This is a genomic window from Streptomyces sp. NPDC002588 (genome assembly GCF_040295925.1).
Lineage (GTDB): Bacteria > Actinomycetota > Actinomycetes > Streptomycetales > Streptomycetaceae > Streptomyces.
In genome coordinates this window covers 116,741-132,986 of the sequence record NZ_JBEOWF010000006.1, presented here as the reverse complement: position 1 = coordinate 132,986, position 16,246 = coordinate 116,741, and the positions used below count along the sequence as shown (strand labels likewise).

The 16,246-nt window shown below is 69.1% G+C and carries 19 protein-coding genes; 11 read left to right on the top strand and 8 right to left on the bottom strand.

From position 1 onward, the window contains the following. The first annotated feature begins 79 nt into the window (after window positions 1–79). From ABT057_RS08930 to ABT057_RS08910, 5 genes are all read left to right on the top strand, one after another. Window positions 80–1,054: a ribose-phosphate diphosphokinase gene (locus tag ABT057_RS08930; RefSeq protein WP_352341783.1), complete on the top strand. Its 975-nt coding sequence runs from the start codon at window positions 80–82 to the stop codon at window positions 1,052–1,054. A 218-nt stretch (window positions 1,055–1,272) separates the two neighbouring features. Continuing rightward, window positions 1,273–1,869, top strand: coding sequence for a 50S ribosomal protein L25/general stress protein Ctc (locus tag ABT057_RS08925; protein WP_352341782.1), 597 nt, complete (start codon window positions 1,273–1,275; stop codon window positions 1,867–1,869). A 69-nt stretch (window positions 1,870–1,938) separates the two neighbouring features. Beyond that, window positions 1,939–2,541, top strand: coding sequence for an aminoacyl-tRNA hydrolase (gene pth / locus ABT057_RS08920; RefSeq protein ID WP_352341781.1), 603 nt, complete (start codon window positions 1,939–1,941; stop codon window positions 2,539–2,541). A 53-nt stretch (window positions 2,542–2,594) separates the two neighbouring features. After that, on the top strand, window positions 2,595–3,131 hold the full coding sequence (locus ABT057_RS08915) for a hypothetical protein (protein ID WP_352341780.1): 537 nt from the start codon (window positions 2,595–2,597) through the stop codon (window positions 3,129–3,131). Window positions 3,132–3,265: 134 nt separating this feature from the next. Then, window positions 3,266–3,949 (top strand): LPXTG cell wall anchor domain-containing protein, encoded by a 684-nt coding sequence (locus tag ABT057_RS08910; protein WP_352341779.1) that lies wholly within the window; start codon window positions 3,266–3,268, stop codon window positions 3,947–3,949. Window positions 3,950–4,049: 100 nt separating this feature from the next. Here the strand turns inward: ABT057_RS08910 and ppc are convergent, their stop codons facing one another. Then, window positions 4,050–6,803 carry a phosphoenolpyruvate carboxylase gene (ppc, locus tag ABT057_RS08905; RefSeq protein WP_352341778.1) on the bottom strand — a complete coding sequence of 918 codons (2,754 nt, stop codon included), beginning with the start codon at window positions 6,801–6,803 and terminating at the stop codon, window positions 4,050–4,052. Between the two features lie 290 nt (window positions 6,804–7,093). Here ppc and ABT057_RS08900 point away from each other — a divergent pair, with 290 nt between their 5' ends. From ABT057_RS08900 to ABT057_RS08885, 4 genes are read left to right on the top strand one after another with little or no spacing between them, the layout of a single operon-like run. Next, window positions 7,094–8,104, top strand: coding sequence for an acyl-CoA desaturase (locus ABT057_RS08900; protein WP_352341777.1), 1,011 nt, complete (start codon window positions 7,094–7,096; stop codon window positions 8,102–8,104). Continuing rightward, window positions 8,101–8,787 (top strand): TetR family transcriptional regulator, encoded by a 687-nt coding sequence (locus tag ABT057_RS08895; protein WP_352341776.1) that lies wholly within the window; start codon window positions 8,101–8,103, stop codon window positions 8,785–8,787. Before ABT057_RS08900 ends, ABT057_RS08895 begins: the two co-directional genes overlap by 4 nt. A 42-nt stretch (window positions 8,788–8,829) precedes the next feature. Further along, window positions 8,830–9,084 carry a type II toxin-antitoxin system Phd/YefM family antitoxin gene (locus tag ABT057_RS08890; protein WP_352341775.1) on the top strand — a complete coding sequence of 85 codons (255 nt, stop codon included), beginning with the start codon at window positions 8,830–8,832 and terminating at the stop codon, window positions 9,082–9,084. Next, window positions 9,081–9,329: a type II toxin-antitoxin system RelE family toxin gene (locus tag ABT057_RS08885; RefSeq protein ID WP_352341774.1), complete on the top strand. Its 249-nt coding sequence runs from the start codon at window positions 9,081–9,083 to the stop codon at window positions 9,327–9,329. The genes ABT057_RS08890 and ABT057_RS08885 overlap by 4 nt, the downstream gene beginning before the upstream one ends. A 15-nt stretch (window positions 9,330–9,344) precedes the next feature. Here ABT057_RS08885 and ABT057_RS08880 read toward each other — a convergent pair whose 3' ends face one another. Genes ABT057_RS08880 through ABT057_RS08870 form a run of 3 tightly spaced genes read right to left on the bottom strand, consistent with a single transcriptional unit; the run spans window position 9,345 to window position 10,737 of the window. Continuing rightward, window positions 9,345–9,518, bottom strand: coding sequence for a CsbD family protein (locus ABT057_RS08880; RefSeq protein WP_352341773.1), 174 nt, complete (start codon window positions 9,516–9,518; stop codon window positions 9,345–9,347). 57 nt (window positions 9,519–9,575) lie between these two features. Beyond that, window positions 9,576–9,938, bottom strand: coding sequence for a VOC family protein (locus ABT057_RS08875; RefSeq protein ID WP_352341772.1), 363 nt, complete (start codon window positions 9,936–9,938; stop codon window positions 9,576–9,578). Between the two features lies 1 nt (window position 9,939). Next, on the bottom strand, window positions 9,940–10,737 hold the full coding sequence (locus ABT057_RS08870; protein WP_352341771.1) for a trans-aconitate 2-methyltransferase: 798 nt from the start codon (window positions 10,735–10,737) through the stop codon (window positions 9,940–9,942). Between the two features lie 119 nt (window positions 10,738–10,856). Between ABT057_RS08870 and tamR the strand changes: the two genes are divergently transcribed. Next, entirely contained in the window at window positions 10,857–11,354 is a 498-nt protein-coding gene (gene tamR / locus ABT057_RS08865) for a MarR family transcriptional regulator TamR (RefSeq protein WP_352341770.1), read from the top strand. A 38-nt stretch (window positions 11,355–11,392) separates the two neighbouring features. Here the strand turns inward: tamR and ABT057_RS08860 are convergent, their stop codons facing one another. Continuing rightward, window positions 11,393–12,190, bottom strand: a complete 798-nt coding sequence (locus ABT057_RS08860) for a LuxR C-terminal-related transcriptional regulator (protein WP_352341769.1) — start codon at window positions 12,188–12,190, stop codon at window positions 11,393–11,395. A 281-nt stretch (window positions 12,191–12,471) separates the two neighbouring features. Here ABT057_RS08860 and ABT057_RS08855 point away from each other — a divergent pair, with 281 nt between their 5' ends. Next, the gene (locus ABT057_RS08855) at window positions 12,472–12,915 is read left to right on the top strand and encodes a GNAT family N-acetyltransferase (RefSeq protein ID WP_352341768.1); all 444 of its coding nucleotides are present in this window, start codon (window positions 12,472–12,474) and stop codon (window positions 12,913–12,915) included. A gap of 45 nt (window positions 12,916–12,960) precedes the next feature. Here ABT057_RS08855 and galK read toward each other — a convergent pair whose 3' ends face one another. Genes galK through galT form a run of 3 tightly spaced genes read right to left on the bottom strand, consistent with a single transcriptional unit; the run spans window position 12,961 to window position 16,159 of the window. Continuing rightward, window positions 12,961–14,118 carry a galactokinase gene (galK, locus tag ABT057_RS08850; RefSeq protein WP_352341767.1) on the bottom strand — a complete coding sequence of 386 codons (1,158 nt, stop codon included), beginning with the start codon at window positions 14,116–14,118 and terminating at the stop codon, window positions 12,961–12,963. Then, complete coding sequence (gene galE / locus ABT057_RS08845; RefSeq protein WP_352341766.1) at window positions 14,118–15,101, bottom strand: UDP-glucose 4-epimerase GalE; 984 nt, start codon at window positions 15,099–15,101, stop codon at window positions 14,118–14,120. Before galE ends, galK begins: the two co-directional genes overlap by 1 nt. Continuing rightward, on the bottom strand, window positions 15,098–16,159 hold the full coding sequence (gene galT / locus ABT057_RS08840) for a galactose-1-phosphate uridylyltransferase (RefSeq protein ID WP_352341765.1): 1,062 nt from the start codon (window positions 16,157–16,159) through the stop codon (window positions 15,098–15,100). Before galT ends, galE begins: the two co-directional genes overlap by 4 nt. Between the last annotated feature and the right edge of the window lie 87 nt (window positions 16,160–16,246).

Below are 16,246 nucleotides of genomic sequence, written 5' to 3'. Positions count from 1 at the left end.
TGAAACGGGTGCGTCAAACACGGCGTACCGTGATAAGTGCGAACCCGCACCCCTGAGAGACCTCTGAGGAGACAGTGCTGTGACCGGGATCAAGACGACCGGCGAGAAGAAGTTGATGTTCTTCTCCGGCCGCGCCCACCCCGAGCTTGCCGAGGAGGTCGCCCATCAGTTGGGTGTCGGGGTCGTCCCGACGAAGGCCTTCGATTTCGCCAATGGTGAGATCTATGTTCGTTACCAGGAGTCGGCTCGTGGTGCTGACTGTTTTGTGATCCAGAGCCACACGGCTCCGATCAATCAGTGGATCATGGAGCAGTTGATCATGATTGATGCGCTGAAGCGGGCTTCGGCGCGGTCGATCACGGTGATCGTGCCGTTCTACGGCTATGCGCGGCAGGACAAGAAGCATCGTGGTCGTGAGCCGATCTCGGCTCGGTTGATCGCGGATCTGATGAAGACGGCGGGTGCGGACCGGCTTCTGACCGTGGATCTGCACACGGATCAGATTCAGGGGTTTTTCGATGGTCCGGTGGATCATCTGTTCGCGCTGCCGCTGCTCGCGGACTATGTGGGCCGGAAGGTGGACCGGAACAAGCTGACGGTGGTGTCGCCGGACGCTGGTCGGGTGCGGGTGGCCGATCGTTGGTGCGACCGGCTTGGTGCGCCGTTGGCGATCGTGCACAAGCGGCGTGACAAGGACGTGGCGAATCAGGTGACGGTCCACGAGGTGGTGGGTGAGGTCGAGGGCCGGGTCTGTGTTCTGGTGGACGACATGATCGACACGGGTGGGACGATCTGTGCGGCTGCGGACGCGTTGTTCGCGCATGGTGCGGAGGATGTCATCGTGACGGCGACGCATGGTGTGTTGTCGGGTCCTGCGGCGGACCGGTTGAAGAACTCGAAGGTCAGTGAGTTCGTGTTCACGAACACGCTGCCGACTCCGGGTGAGCTGGAGTTGGACAAGATCACGGTGTTGTCGATCGCGCCGACGATCGCGAGTGCGGTGCGTGAGGTGTTCGAGGACGGTTCGGTGACGAGTCTGTTCGACGAGCAGTGAGTCGTCCGGTCGCTTCTGTTTGATCGATTTTTGTGTGGCCTTCCTTGCCGAGTAGACTGCTGAGGTTGCTCGGCGAGGGAGGCCGTTTCCGTTGTGGAATCGGTTGTCCGTTATCGACGCGCTCTTCGTAGCAGGCCGTTCGTGGCCGGGTGACCCCCCATCTCGACTCCGCTCGAGCGGGGGACCCCCATCCGCTTCCAGTTCTACGAGGAGTGTCCATGTCCGAGGTCAAGATTTCCGCTGTGACCCGTTCGGAGTTCGGCAAGGGTGCCGCGCGTCGTATCCGTCGTGACAGCAAGGTTCCCGGTGTGCTGTACGGGCACGGTTCGGACCCGCTGCACCTGACGCTTCCGGGCCACGAGCTGCTGCTGGCGCTGCGTACGCCGAACGTCCTGATCGCGCTGGACATCGACGGCAAGACGAACGAGCTGGCGATCCCGAAGTCCGTGCAGCGGGACCCGATCAAGGGCTTCCTGGAGCATGTTGACCTGCAGCTGGTGAAGCGGGGCGAGAAGGTCAACGTCGAGATCTACGTCCACACCGAGGGCGAGCTGGCGCCGGGCGGCAACCTGCTGGAGCACGTGCTGAACGCGCTGCCGGTCGAGGCCGAGGCCACTCACATCCCCGAGTCGGTCACCGTCTCCGTCGAGGGTCTGGCGGCCGGCGACTCGGTTCTCGCCAAGGACATCCCGCTCCCGAAGGGCACCAAGCTGGGTGTCGACGGCGAGACGGTCGTGCTGCAGGTTCTGGCCGCGCAGGCCGAGGAGGCCCCGGAGGGTGAGGCCGCCGAGGGTGAAGCGGCCGGCGAGGCCTGATCCTCACTGTCATCGTTCGTCAGCCGCTGCTCCCTGTCGGGGGCGGCGGCTGGCGCGTATCAAGGAGACATGCACGTGACGACGGATGCGAGTGCTCCGTGGCTCGTCGTGGGCCTCGGTAATCCCGGGCCTGAGTACGCCATGAACCGGCACAACGTGGGGTTCATGGTGGCCGATCTGCTGGCGGAGCGGATCGGGGGGAGGTTCAAGCGGGCGGGCCGGGCGCAGGCTCAGGTGGTGGAGGGGCGGATCGGTCCGCCGGGTCCGGGGAACCGTCGGGTGGTTCTGGCGAAGCCGATGTCGTTCATGAACCTGTCGGGTGGTCCGGTGAACGCGCTGCGGGATTTCTACAAGGTGCCGGTGGCGAACGTCGTGGCTGTGCACGACGAGTTGGACATCGATTACGGTGTGTTGCGGTTGAAGTCGGGTGGTGGGGACAACGGGCACAACGGTCTGAAGTCGATGACGAAGGCGATGGGTGCGGACTATCACCGGGTGCGGTTCGGGATCGGGCGTCCGCCGGGGCGTATGCAGGTGGCGGATTTCGTGTTGAAGGATTTCGTGTCCGCGGAGCGCAAGGAGCTGGATTACTTCGTGGATCGGGCGGCGGATGCGGTGGAGGCTCTGGTGATCGAGGGTCTGGAGCGGGCGCAGAGTACGTACAACTCGTGATTTGTCCGCCGCTCGTCCCCTGTCGAGGTTGACGGGTCGCGCGGGTGTGGCCAATGATCCCGGCCATGCCTGCCATCGCAGCGTCCCCTTCTCATCGCCGTCGCGGCTCGTCTCGTAGGACTCGGGCCGCGTCTTCTGCCGCGTTGCGGTTCGGGCGGCTGGCGGCGATGGGGGTGGTGGCCGTGCTGATTCTGTTCGCGGGGGTGTGGGGTTCGTGGGGTACGGCGCAGCAGGTGATGCTGACGAAGGGGCGGGAGCGGGGCACGGTCGCGGTGGCGCAGTGCGCGGGTGAGACGTGCTGGGGGCCTTACACGCCGGTGTCGGCGGGGTCGACGGCGCGTGCGCGGGTGGAGATCGAGAAGTCGGTGGCGGTGAAGAAGGGGCAGACGTACGCGGTGGTGGTGGAGCCGGACGGTGATGAGGTGGTGCGGTCGGGGCCGGCGGGGATTCTTTTCGCGTGGGTGCCGTTGGGTGGTGCGTTGTTGTTGGCGTCGGTGGTGGTGGCGGGTGGGTTGGGGCGTGCTCGGTGGGGGTGGGTGTTGGCTGGGTCTGGGGTGGCGTTGCTGACGGCGGCTTTTGTCGCGGTCTGATCGTGTTCGGCATGCTTCTTTTCTATGTGCCCGCCATAAGTTGCCTGTTCGTGATTGACCGGAGTCAGTGCGGATTGGAAGCTGAGCCTCACCCTCCACATCTTCCCTTTCGTCACTCGAAGATGGACTGCCCCATGCGTACCCTCACCCGGGCCGGTGTCGTGGCCCTCGCCTCCTCGGCCGCGCTGCTGCTTGCCCCGGCCGCCCACGCGGCGGGCGGCGACAACGGCGATGTGAAGACCCACAGGTCGACGACCGACGAGTTCGACCAGCGCGACGAGCCGAAGGTCTGCTCGTTCTATCTCGACGCGTTCGCCTTCGACGGTGTGCAGGCGGTCGGCTGGCACATCGAGGCCTGGGCGGACAACGACGCCGAGAAGGGCGAGACCGTCAAGACGGGCTCCATCACGCTGGACTCGAACGGTCACGGCCGGACCCAGGACCTGTCGCTGCCGGACGGCCAGTACAAGCTGTTCTGGAACTTCGAGGGCGAGAACGGGGCCGCCAAGCACAAGGTGTTCAAGGTGGACTGCGAGGACGAGGGCGGCGGCGGTTCCTCACCGTCCGGATCGCCGTCGGGCTCCGCCTCGGCCTCGTCGTCCGCGTCCCCCTCCTCGTCGTCCTCGCCGAGTTCCTCGGCGTCCGCGGATCCGTCGGCCTCGGCGGGTTCGACGCCGTCCTCGGCGTCCACCCCGCAGGGCGGCAGCGACGGTCTGGCCGAGACCGGTAACGGCGCGCCCGTCGGCGCCCTCGCGGCCGTCGCGGCGGTGCTGGTGGGTGCGGGCGGTTTCCTCGTGGCCCGGCGGCGCCGATCCTGACGTAGGGCACGCGGGTCGGCCGCGGGCAGGCAGAAGCGGGGGTGCCCCCGGGTTTCGCAGGGATGCGAAGCCCGGGGGCACCCCCCTTTTTCGTAGGGGATCAGCCGGTGTTGCGGAGGCCTGCTGCCACGCCGTTGACGGTGAGGAGGAGGGCGCGGGAGAGGAGGGGGTCGGGTTCGGCGCCGGCGGCGGCCGCGTCGCGCTGGCGCTTGAGGAGGGTGACCTGGAGGTAGGAGATGGGGTCCAGGTAGGCGTCGCGGATGGTGAGGGTCTGCTTGAGGACGGGGTTGGCTTCGAGCAGTTCGCGTTCGCCGGTGATCTTGAGGATTTCGGTGACGGTGAGGGCGTGTTCGGCCTTGATGCGGTCGAAGACGTGCTTGAGGTCGTCGGGGACGAGGGTGTCGACGTAGTGCTGGGCGATCCGCAGGTCGGTCTTGGCGAGGGTCATTTCGACGTTGGAGACGAAGTTGCGGAAGAAGTGCCACTGTTCGTGCATTTCGTCGAGGACGGTGGCTCCTTCCTGCTGCGGGTCTGCTTCGCGGAGGGCCTTGAGGCCGGAGCCGACGCCGTACCAGCCGGGGACGATCTGGCGGGACTGGGTCCAGCCGAAGACCCAGGGGATGGCGCGCAGGCCGTCGAGGCCGGCGCCGGAGTCGGGCCTTCGGGAGGGCCTCGACCCGAGGTGGAGGTCGGCGAGCTGGTCGACGGGGGTGGCGGCGAAGAAGTAGGCGGGGAGGTCGGGGTCCTCGACGAGTTCGCGGTAGGCGGCGTGGGCGGCGTCGCTGACGGCGTCCATGGCGGTGTCCCAGCGGGCGAGGGCCTCGTCGGACTGGCGGGGGGCGGTGTGCAGGGCGGAGGCCTGGAGGGTGGCGGCGACGGTGAGTTCGAGGTTTTCCCTGGCCAGGGACGGGATGAGGTACTTGTCGGAGATGACCTCGCCCTGTTCGGTGACCTTGATCTCGCCTTCGAGGGTGCCCCAGGGCTGGGCGAGGATGGCGTCGTGGGAGGGGCCGCCGCCGCGGCCGACGGTGCCGCCGCGGCCGTGGAAGAGGCGCAGGCGGACGCCGTACCGGTGGGCGACGTCGCGCAGTCGCCTCTGTGCTCGGTGGATCTCCCACTGGCTGGTGGTGATGCCGCCGAACTTGGAGGAGTCGGAGTATCCGAGCATGACCTCCTGGACGTCTCCGCGGAGGGCGACGAGGCGTCGGTAGGAGGGGTCGGAGAGCATGTCCTCGAGGATGGTGTCGGCGGCCTTGAGCTCGTCGGTGGTCTCCAGGAGGGGCACGATGCCGATCTTGGCCCAGCCGGCGTGGAGGTCGACGAGTCCGGCTTCGCGGGCGAGGACGGCGGCGGCGAAGACGTCGTCGGCGCCCTGGCACATGGAGATGATGTACGACTCGATGACCTCGGGTCCAAATACGGCGAGGGCTCGCTTGACGGTTTCGAACACGCCGAGGGTCTTCGCGCCGGCGGCGTCGACGGGTGCCGGGGTGGGGGCGAGGGGCCTGCGGGAGCGCAGTTCCTTGGCGAGGAGCTTGGTGCGGTAGTCGCGGGGCATGTCGGTGTAGCGCCAGGATTCCTCGCCGAGGCGGTCGAAGAGCTGGCCGAGGGCGTGGTGGTGGGCGTCGGCGTGTTCGCGGACGTCCATGGTGGCGAGCTGGAGGCCGAAGGCGGCGAGGGTGCGGATGGTGCGGTTCATGCGGCCATCGGCGAAGAGGGCACCGCGGTGTGCGCGCAGGGAGGTCTGGATGAGGGTGAGGTCGGTCAGCAGTTCCCTGGTGCCGAGGTAGTCGCGGCCCGGTTCGTGCGGGGTGCCCTTGGCGAGGCGCTGCTTGGTGTTCTCGAGCTTCTGGCGGATGCAGGTGGCCTTGAGGCGGTAGGGCTCTTCGGCGTTGAGGCGCTTGTAGCGGGGGCTGATCTCGGGGAGGCGTTCGAGGTCGCCCTGGAGTGACTCGAGGAGTTCGTCGGTGGCGCCGGTGTAGCGGATGGAGTTGGAGAGGAAGCCGCGGAGTTCGTCGACGGTCTCGAGGGCGTCGTTGATGCCGTGTTCGTGCTGGAGGATGAGGACGTCCCAGGTGACCTGGGGGGTGACGTTGGGGTTGCCGTCGCGGTCGCCGCCGATCCAGGTGCCGAAGGTGAGGGGGCGAGTGGTGTCGGGGAGGGTGACACCGACTCGTTCGAGTTCGGCGGTGAGGTCCTCCAGGACGTCACCGACGGCGTTCGCGTGGAGTTCGTCGAGGTAGTAGATGGCGTTGCGGGCTTCGTCGGTGGGTTCGGGGCGGACGACGCGCAGTTCGTCGGTCTGCCACACCAGGTCGATGCTCTCGGCGAGGCGGGTGTCGTGGCGTCGGCGGTCGGATTCGATGACGGGGGTCTCCAGAAGCGCGGCGATGCGCCGGAGCTTGTTGAGTACCGACCGGCGTGCGGCTTCGGTGGGGTGTGCTGTGAAGACGGGGCGGACGTTGAGGTTGCGGACGGTCTCGCGGACGTGTTCGGGGTCGGCGTCCTTGAGGCGGTCGGCGGTGCGGGCGAGGAGACCGCCTTCGGCGGCGCGCCGGGCGCGGAGTTCGCGGCCGCGGTGGACCTGTTCGGTCACGTTGGCGAGGTGGAAGTAGGTGGAGAAGGCGCGGACCAGCCTGGCCGCGGTCTCGAGTTCGGTGCCGCGCAGCAGTTCGGCGGCGGCCTCGCCGTCCTCGCGGGTGAGGCGGCGGACCTTTTCGACCAGGTCGAGCAGTTCGGGGCCCTCCTGCCGGACGAGGGTCTCTCCGAGGAGGTCGCCCAGTCGGCGGATGTCGGCCCGCAGCTCGGTGCTGGTGGTCGCCGTGGACACGGTCTGGTCGTCGGCACTGCTCACAGGTGCGGCTCCTTGCAGTGTTGAAGCTCGTCCGGGAGGGAACCCGGGTGTCCGACCTCGCGGCGGGGGCCGCTTAGGGGCCGGACATCCGGGAAGAAAACAGAGCGGACCGCGCTGTCCGACCGTCTCCAAGGATAAGTGGCGGGTGGGACGCGCAGACCGATGGGCTCTTGCCGCCGGGCAGGGCACTGCCATACTTACGATGCCGTAGGTTACGGAACCGTAGGGAACACGTCTGGTTCCCTCCTGCACGGCACCTGCCTCAACCCACGACCCCACAGGGGACGCGCATGTCCACTCGCTCCAACGTGATCGAAGAACCTTCGAAGGCGCCCGACGACTCCCCCATCCCTTCCGCCACCCTGGGTGGCGAGCAGAAGCGTTCGATCGAGCAGATCACGCTGCTCCTCTTCATCACCGTCCCGTTCCTGGCGCTTCTCGCGGCGGTGCCGCTGGCGTGGGGGTGGGGTGTGAGCTGGCTCGACCTCGGTCTGCTGGTCTTCATGTACTTCCTCGGGTGCCATGGCATCACGATCGGTTTCCACCGCTATTTCACGCACGGTTCGTTCAAGGCGAAGCGGCCGCTCAGGATCGCGTTGGCGGTCATGGGGTCGCTGGCGGTGGAGGGGCCGCTGGTGCGCTGGGTGGCGGATCACCGCAAGCATCACAAGTTCTCCGACGCCGAGGGTGACCCGCACTCTCCGTGGCGGTTCGGGGAGACGCTTCCGGCGCTGATGAAGGGCCTGTGGTGGGCACACATCGGATGGATGTTCGATGAGGAGCAGACTCCGCAGGACAAGTACGCACCGGATCTGATCAAGGATCCGGCGATCCGGGCGATCTCGCGCCAGTTCGTCTTCTGGACGGTGGCGTCGCTGGCGATCCCGCCTTTGGTGGGCGGGCTGGTGACGATGTCCTGGTGGGGTGCGTTCACGGCGTTCTTCTGGGGTTCGCTGGTTCGGGTGGCTCTGTTGCACCACGTCACCTGGTCGATCAACTCGATCTGTCACGCGGTCGGCAAGCGGCCCTTCAAGTCTCGGGACCGGTCGGGCAACGTGTGGTGGCTGGCGGTCCTGTCCTGCGGGGAGTCGTGGCACAACCTGCATCACGCGGACCCGACGTCGGCGCGGCACGGGGTGGAGCGGGGTCAGATCGATTCCTCCGCGCGGTTCATCCGTCTGTTCGAGGCGTTCGGATGGGCGTACGACGTGCGCTGGCCGTCACGCTCGCGTATCGATTCGCGTCGCAACACGGGTGAGGACGGCTCTCGGCGCCGGAAGGCGGCCGCTGAGGCGGCATGATTGACGCCGTGGCGACCGACTCCAGCAGTACCCCGAGTTCCAGTGGCGAGGCGAAGCCGAGGCGTGCGCGGCGTACCCGTATGACGGGGGCGGAGCGTCGTCAGCAACTGCTGGAGATCGGTCGCACCCTGTTTGCGGCGAAGGGTTTCGAGGGCACGTCGGTGGAGGAGATCGCGGCGAAGGCCGGGGTGTCCAAGCCGGTGGTGTACGAGCACTTCGGTGGCAAGGAGGGCCTGTACGCGGTCGTCGTCGACCGTGAGATGCGGCGGCTGCTGGACATGGTGACCAGTTCCCTCACGGCCGGCCATCCGCGCGAGCTGTGCGAGCAGGCGGCCTTCGCCCTTCTGGACTACATCGAGGAGTACACGGACGGGTTCCGCATCCTGGTCCGTGACTCCCCCATCCCGCAGTCGACGGGTTCCTTCGCGTCTCTCATCTCGGACATCGCGACCCAGGTGGAGGACATCCTGGGCCGCGAGTTCAAGAGCCGCGGCTTCGACCCGAAGCTTGCCCCGCTGTACGCGCAGGCGCTGGTCGGCATGGTCGCCCTGACCGGCCAGTGGTGGCTGGACGTGCGCCGCCCGAAGAAGGCGGAGGTGGCGGCCCACCTGGTGAACCTGGCGTGGCACGGCCTGGACGGGATGGAGGCCAGGCCTCACCTGATAGGGCGACGCAAGAGCTGAAGAAACATTTCTCTAGGTTAATCTTGTGGCATCGTTCCGGGTATGACTGAGATTTCGATCAGCGCAGCCCGTGCCCAGCTCGGTGACCTGGTGCGCCGGGCGGCCCACAGCCGCGAGACCATCGCCCTGACCGACCACGGGCACGTGGCGGCGCTGCTGGTGTCGCCGCAGGTGATAGAGGATCTCGAGGACGCGCTGGCGGTCGCGGACTATCAGCGGCGCAAGGCGGAGGGAACTTTGGAGCCGGGCATCCCGATGGCCGAGGTGCGCAGGCGACTGGGGCTCGAACGCCCGTGACCTACGAGATCGTCTTCGAACCTCACGCACTCATTGCCGCGGCCCGGTTCCTGAAGGAGGACCCCACGGGTCTGGCCGCGGTTCTGAACGACATCGACAAGCTGGCGCACAACCCGCGCCCCATCAATTCGGTCGCCTACGGCGTCGACATCCGCCGCCTGCGCGTCGGTGACTACCGGGTCATATACGTCATCGACAACGAGGTGATCCACATCCTGGTCACCCACCTCGGCAGGACGTCCTAGGGACCCGAGCGTCCGTCAGTGCTTGAAGGTGTCCTTCGCCTTCTCCTTGGCCTGGCGGGCGTCGCCCTTGGCCTGTTCGGCGCGGCCCTCCGCTTCCAGCGGGGCATTCCTCGTCACTCGGCCGGCGGCCTCCTTGGCCTTGCCCTTGAGCTGTTCCTTCTTCGCCTTGGACTTCTGTTCCTTCGCCATCGCGGGTCACTCCCAACCTTGCCCCTTTCGACTCCGGGTGACCGTGGGGCCGGCGGTTCAAACGGTGGGCTCGAGGAATTCCAGCCGGTTGCCGACGGGGTCGTAGGAGTAGAAGCGGCGGTGGCCCGGCAGGTCGTGGTCCCAGACGACGGACGCCCCGTGGGACTCCAGCCGGGCGGCGTAGGCGTCGATGCCGGTGACCCGGAGCCCGGGGTGGGCTTTGCGTGCGGGCCGGAAGTCGTCCTCGATCCCCAGGTGGAGCTGTACGGCTCCGGTCCGGAACCAGCAGCCGCCGCGCCCGGCGAGCGCGGCGGGCTTGGGGATCTCGGTCATTCCGAGGGCGTCGGCGTAGAACGCGCGGAGTCGGTCCTCGGAGCCGGGCGGGGCGGCGAGCTGGACGTGGTCGACGGCGGCGAGCATCTCACGCCGCCTTGGTGGCCACCGCGAACAGCCTGCGGAAGGGCAGGACCGTGCCGTAGCCGTGGGTCGGGTAGGCCTCGCGGAGCAGGTCGCGGTACTCGGTGACGAAGGCGTCCCGGGCCTCGGGGTCGCCGGCGAGGGCGTCGAGGGCGGGGCGCAGGCCGGTGCCCTTGACCCAGTCGAGGACGGGGTCGGGGCCCTGGAGGACGTGGTGGTACGTCGTCGTCCAGACGTCGGTGGCGCAGCCGAGGCGGGCGAGGCGGTCGAGGTAGACGCCGGGGGCGTGGACGGAGTCCTCGTGGCGCAGGACCGGGCCGAGGCGGTCCTTCCAGCGGGGGGTGTTGCCGAGTTCGCGCATGAGGGCATGCAGGGGCGCGTCGATGTTGTGCGGGACCTGGAAGGCGAGGGTTCCGCCGGGGGCGAGGCCGTCGAGCCAGGCGGGGAGGACGTCGAGGTGGCCGGGGACCCACTGCAGTGCGGCGTTCGACACGAGCAGGTCGAAGGTCTCCTCCGGCGTCCAGGTGGTGAGGTCGGCGTGGGCGAAGTCGAGGCGGGGGCCGGCGTACGCCGCGGCGTCCTGGAGCATCTGGGGTGAGTTGTCGTAGCCGGTGATGCGGGCGGTGGGCCAGCGGTCGGCGAGGACGGTGGTGACGTTTCCGGGGCCGCAGCCGAGGTCGGCGATGCGGGGCGGGTCACCGGGGAGGCCGGGGACGCGGGCGAGGAGGTCGGCGAAGGGGCGGGCGCGGTGGCCGGCGTGGCGGAGGTACTGGGCGGGGTCCCAGGAGGGGTTCGTCGTCATGTCCTCAACCTTCCCGCACAATTTATCTTGACGTCAAGAGACTTGATCGAAAGAAGATCACCACAGAGAAGCTCTACATCAAGAGACTTCACGTCGACACAACCACTACACTGATCGCCATGGAGGACGAGGTCGATCGGCTGGTCGCAGCGTGGCGCCGGGAGCGCCCGGACCTCGACGTGGAGCCGTTGGAAGTACTGAGCCGGGTGAGCAGGCTGGCCCGGCATCTGGACCGGGCGCGCCGGCTGGCGTTCTCCGAGCACCAGCTCGAGCCCTGGGAGTTCGACGTGCTGACGGCGCTGAGGCGCGCGGGCGGGCCGTACCAGCTCTCGCCGGGGCAGCTGCTGACGCAGACGCTCGTCACGTCGGGCACGATGACGAACCGGATCGACCGGCTCGCGAAGAAGGGCCTGGTGGAGCGGCTGCCGGACCCGAGCGACCGGCGCGGTGTGCTGGTCCGCCTCACGGACGACGGCAAGGACCGCGCCGACCAGGCGCTCGCCGGGCTGCTCGACCAGGAGCGGGCGATCCTGGCCGAGCTCTCGCACGCCCAGCGCGACGAACTGGCCGCCCTCCTACGCCAGCTGACCGCCCCGTTCGACAACATCCCCGGCTGACCGAGAGGCCTCCGGGGGGACTGCCGGGCGCGGGCCGGTCAGGCGCTGTTGGGTTCCTCCGGCCTGATCTGCCCGGCGGGGCCCAGGTCGACCGGCCCCACGCCCGCCCTGCGGGCGAGGGCGACCGCGGCGAGGGTGGAGTGGACGCCGAGCTTGCCGAGGACGTTCTGCATATGGGTGCGGACGGTGTGCGGGGAGAGGAACAGGCGCTCGGCGACGGCTTTGCGCCCCAGGCCCGCGACCATGCACCGCAGGACTTCCCGCTCCCTCGGGGTGAGGGACTCGACGAGGCGCTCGCTCTCGGTTCGGTGCTTGCGGGCGGCCGTCAGCTCGCGCAGGACGCCGGTGAGCAGGGCGGGCGGGAGGTGGGTCTCCTCGCGCAGCACCCCGCGGATGACGGTCAGCAGCCGGGACAGCGAGCAGTCCTTCGCCACCCAGCCGGAGGCACCCGCCTGCAGGGCGAGGGCCGCGCGGCGGGGGTCGTCCTTCTCGGCGAGGACGACGATCCGGACGTGCGGCTGTGCGGAGCGCACCCCGGCGACCAGGGAGATCCCGTCGACGAGGCCGTCCTCCCCCACTTCCTGCACGGGCACGGCGGGCCGTATGCCCGGCAGCACGGCGGCCTGGCCGCCTCCCAGGCCGGCGCCGAGATCGGCGTCGACGAGCAGCACGTCGTAGCGGCGCCCCTCGGCGGCCGCGCGCTCCAGGCTGCGCAGCGCGGCCGGGCCACTGCCGGCCGCGGAGACGTCGACGTCGGGCTCGGCGGCGAGCGCCGCGGCGAGCGACTCGGCGAAGATGCGGTGGTCGTCGACGACCAGGACTCGGATGCGAACCACGAAACCCCCTTCCCCAAGCTCCTTGCCGGAGCAGGGGATACCTCAAGGTCCGAAGACAAAAGAACGGCTGCCGGCGCGGGTACGACGCCCTGGGGATGCCAACTGCCGCACGGCCGCCGCCGTGCAGAGACTGCTACCCCCACCGCGGGCGTCGTACCCGGCTGTCTCGCCCCCTGATCGGCACCGGCCCCCACCGGTACTGTCCATCAGGGTAGGGCTGTGGGCGGACAGCGGAAGCCAAAACGCAGAACTGGTTGGCCAGCGCGTTTATGGTGTGCCGCATGTTTCGTCTTGAGACAGAAGTCGACAGGACTCGGCGCGATCTTCTCCGTTCCCGGCTCCTCGACGCCGACACGGCGGCCTCTCCGGTCCTGCGTGCGCTGCGCGGTACCCCGGCCGAGCGGGAAACCCCACTGCATGTCTGGGCCTCGGACGCGGCGGGCGAGCTGGCCGGCGGCCTGGTCGGGCACACCTGGACGACCTGGCTGCACGTCACCCACCTCTGGGTCGACGCACGCCATCGCGGCGTCGGCCTGGGCACCCGGCTGCTCGCCGAGGCGGAGGGGATCGCCGCGAGGGACCGCGGCTGCACCCGGGTCCGCGTGGAGACCTGGGACTTCCAGGCGCCGGGGTTCTACCGGCGGCTGGGATACGACGTGGTCTGCGTGATCGAGGACTACCCGCCGGGCGTCACGGAGTACACGCTGACGAAGGAGCTGGGGTGAGAGGGCGGACCCGCCTCACCCCCGTCGCGTCCCTGGGGAGAACGCTCAGCTCACCCGCCGGGCCCCCGCCGAAGGCACCGCCTCGAACACCCGGGGAGCCGTGTGGCCCGCCGCGGCGAAGGCCTCCTCGACGGCCTTGGTGAGGGTGTCGACGTCGGTGGCGTTCGCGAGGACGATCGCCGAGCCGCCGAAGCCTCCGCCGGTCATCCGGGCGCCGAGCGCGCCGGTGGCGACGGCGGTGTCGACGACCAGGTCCAGTTCGGGGCAGGAGACCCGGAAGTCGTCGCGGAGGGAGGCGTGGCCCTCGGTGAGGACCGGGCCGATGGCCCGCGTGTCGCCCGATTCGAGGAGCGACACCATTCGCTCCACGCGCTGGTCCTCCGTCACCACGTGCCGGACCAGGCGGCGGACCTCCTCCTCGTCGCCGAGGCGGGCCAGCGCCGCGTCCAGCCCGGCGTACGGGATGTCGCGCAGGGCGTCGACGCCGAGGAGGGCCGCGCCCTTCTCGCAGCCGGCCCGGCGCTTGCCGTACTCGCCGTTGCTGTGGGCGTGCTTGACCTGGGTGTCCACCACGAGCAGCCGCATTCCCTCGGCCGCGAGGTCGAGGGGGATCTGCTTCTGGGAGAGGTCGCGGGTGTCGAGGAACAGGGCGTGGCCCTCCTCGCAGCAGGCCGAGGCGGTCTGGTCCATGATGCCGGTGGGGGCGCCCACGTAGACGTTCTCCGCGCGCTGGCACAGACGGGCCAGTTGCCAGCGCTGCAGGCCGAGGCCGAAGAGGTCGTTGAGAGCGAGCGCGACCACGACCTCCAGCGCCGCCGACGAGGACAGGCCCGCGCCGGTCGGGACCGTCGAGGACAGATGGACGTCCGCGCCGGTGACGGCGTGGCCGGCCTCGCGCAGCGCCCAGACGACGCCGGCGGGGTACGACGTCCAGCTGTCGTCCGACTCCGGGGTGAGGGTGTCGAGGTCCAGCTCCACGACGCCGCCCTCGATGTCGGAGGAGTGGAGCCTGAGGCGGCCGTCCTCGCGGCGGGCGACCGCGGCGAGCGCGGTGTGCGGCAGCGCGAAGGGCATCACGAAGCCGTCGTTGTAGTCGGTGTGCTCACCGATGAGGTTGACGCGGCCGGGCGCCGCCCAGACCCCTTCCGGCTGGGTCCCGTAGAGCGCGACGAACGCGTCGCGGACCTGCTGCTGTGCCGCCACTACCGCTGCTCCTTTGCTGCGCCGCCTGCGATGTGCTGCGCGAACTCCCAGGCGTCCGCGACGATTTCCGCGAGGTCCGCGCGGGACGGGTTCCAGCCGAGCCGCTCGCGGGCGGCCTCGGCGGAGGCGACCAGGACGGCCGGGTCGCCTGCGCGGCGCGGGGCCGCCACCTCGGGGATGGGGTGGCCGGTGACCTCGCGGACGGTCTCGATGACCTCGCGGACGGAGAAGCCGTTGCCGTTGCCGAGGTTGCAGACGAGGTGTTCGCCGGGCCGGGCGGCGGCGACGGCGAGGAGGTGGGCCTCGGCGAGGTCGGCGACGTGGATGTAGTCGCGGACGCAGGTGCCGTCGGGTGTCGGGTAGTCGTCGCCGTAGACGGAGATGGCCTCGCGGCGGCCCTGGGCGACCTGGAGGACGAGCGGGATGAGGTGGGACTCGGGGTCGTGGCGCTCGCCCTGGGCGCCGTACGCGCCCGCGACGTTGAAGTAGCGCAGGGAGACCGCGCCGAGGCCGTGGGCGGCCGCCTCGCCGGTGATCATGTGGTCGACGGCGAGCTTGGAGGCGCCGTAGGGGTTGGTGGGCCTGGTCGGAGCGGTCTCGACGATCGGGACCTGCTCCGGCTCGCCGTAGGTGGCGGCGGTGGAGGAGAAGACGAGCTTGCGCACGCCGGCCTCGCGCATGGCGCCGAGGAGGGCCATCGTCCCGCCGACGTTGTTGTCCCAGTACTTCTCGGGCTTGACGACCGATTCGCCGACCTGGGAGAAGGCGGCGAAGTGGAGCACTCCGTCGTACGACGCGTCGAGCCACTTGGCGGCGTCGCGGATGTCGCCCTCGACGAAGGCGGCACCGGCCGGGACGCCCTCGCGGAAGCCGGTGGTCAGGTTGTCGAGGACGACGACCTCGTGGCCCGCCTCCAGCAGGTGCTGGGCGACCACGCCGCCGACGTAGCCGGCGCCTCCGGTGACCAGGTACTTCCCGCTCATGAACTCGCTACCTCTCGCAGTCGCTCGGCCGCGCGCTCCGGCGGCACGTCGTTGATGAAGACGTTCATGCCGGATTCGGAGCCCGCGAGGAACTTCAGCTTGCCGGACGTCCGGCGGATGGTGAAAAGCTCGAGGTGGAGTGCGAAGTCGTCGCGGTTGACGCCGTCGAACTCCTCCAGCATGCCGAACGGCGCCTGGTGCCAGGCGGCGATGTAGGGCGTGGGCGGTTCACCTTCACCGAAGATACGGTCGAAGCGCCTCAAGAGTTCCAGGTAGACCTTGGGGAACTCTGTGCGCGCCTCCTCGTCGAGCCCGAGCAGGTCCGGGACTCGCCGCTTCGGGTACAGGTGCACCTCGTACGGCCAGTGCGCCGCGTAGGGCACGAAGGCGACCCAGTGTTCACCCTCCAGGACGACCCGCTCGTCGGCGAGTTCACGCTCCAGGACGGCGTCGAAGAGGTTCTCCCCGCCGGTCGCCTCCTTGTGAGTTGCGAGAGAACGCAGCATGAGCGCGGTGCGCGGGGTGGTGAAGGGGTAGGCGTAGATCTGCCCGTGCGGGTGACCCAGGGTCACACCGATCTCGGCACCCCTGTTCTCGAAGCAGAACACCTGTTCAACGGAGGGCAGATGCGACAGTTCGGACGTCCGGTCCGTCCACGCGTCGAGGACGAGCCGCGCCTGCTCCTCGGTGAGGGAGGCGAAGGACGCGTTGTGGTCGGAGGTGAAGCACACCACCTCGCAGCGCCCCGAGTCACCGGCGAGGGAGGGGAAACGGTTCTCGAAGACGACGACGTCGTACGACGAGTCCGGGATCTCGCTCAGCCGCTCGCCCTGGGAGGGGCAGAGCGGGCATTCGTCGGCCGGCGGGTGGTAGGTGCGCCCCTGCCGGTGGGAGGCGATGGCGACGGAGTCGCCGAGCAGCGGGTCCCGGCGTACCTCCGAAGTGGTGACCGTGGGCTCCAGCGGACGCCGGTCCACCGCGTCGCGCACCGAGTCGTCCGTCAGGTCGTAGTAGATGAGCTCACGACCGTCGGCCAGCCGGGTCGAGGTTTTTTTCACCGCGACTCTCCGTCCCTATCCCTAAACCGAGCGATATCAACCCTGCATCAAACAGAACCGAACACATAGAAACATAAACCACCGCAC

What these genes read in the sequence shown, in the direction of transcription:
- ABT057_RS08895 (WP_352341776.1), top strand. Translation starts at nt 8,101, where the DNA reads ATGATTGACGCCGTGGCGACCGACTCCAGCAGTACCCCGAGTTCCAGT.
- ABT057_RS08900 (WP_352341777.1), top strand. Translation starts at nt 7,094, where the DNA reads ATGTCCACTCGCTCCAACGTGATCGAAGAACCTTCGAAGGCGCCCGAC.
- ABT057_RS08855 (WP_352341768.1), top strand. Translation starts at nt 12,472, where the DNA reads ATGTTTCGTCTTGAGACAGAAGTCGACAGGACTCGGCGCGATCTTCTC.
- tamR (WP_352341770.1), top strand. Translation starts at nt 10,857, where the DNA reads ATGGAGGACGAGGTCGATCGGCTGGTCGCAGCGTGGCGCCGGGAGCGC.
- ABT057_RS08890 (WP_352341775.1), top strand. Translation starts at nt 8,830, where the DNA reads ATGACTGAGATTTCGATCAGCGCAGCCCGTGCCCAGCTCGGTGACCTG.
- ABT057_RS08880 (WP_352341773.1), bottom strand. Translation starts at nt 9,518, where the DNA reads ATGGCGAAGGAACAGAAGTCCAAGGCGAAGAAGGAACAGCTCAAGGGC.
- ABT057_RS08910 (WP_352341779.1), top strand. Translation starts at nt 3,266, where the DNA reads ATGCGTACCCTCACCCGGGCCGGTGTCGTGGCCCTCGCCTCCTCGGCC.
- pth (WP_352341781.1), top strand. Translation starts at nt 1,939, where the DNA reads ATGCACGTGACGACGGATGCGAGTGCTCCGTGGCTCGTCGTGGGCCTC.
- ABT057_RS08915 (WP_352341780.1), top strand. Translation starts at nt 2,595, where the DNA reads ATGATCCCGGCCATGCCTGCCATCGCAGCGTCCCCTTCTCATCGCCGT.
- ABT057_RS08870 (WP_352341771.1), bottom strand. Translation starts at nt 10,737, where the DNA reads ATGACGACGAACCCCTCCTGGGACCCCGCCCAGTACCTCCGCCACGCC.
- ABT057_RS08925 (WP_352341782.1), top strand. Translation starts at nt 1,273, where the DNA reads ATGTCCGAGGTCAAGATTTCCGCTGTGACCCGTTCGGAGTTCGGCAAG.
- galE (WP_352341766.1), bottom strand. Translation starts at nt 15,101, where the DNA reads ATGAGCGGGAAGTACCTGGTCACCGGAGGCGCCGGCTACGTCGGCGGC.
- ABT057_RS08875 (WP_352341772.1), bottom strand. Translation starts at nt 9,938, where the DNA reads ATGCTCGCCGCCGTCGACCACGTCCAGCTCGCCGCCCCGCCCGGCTCC.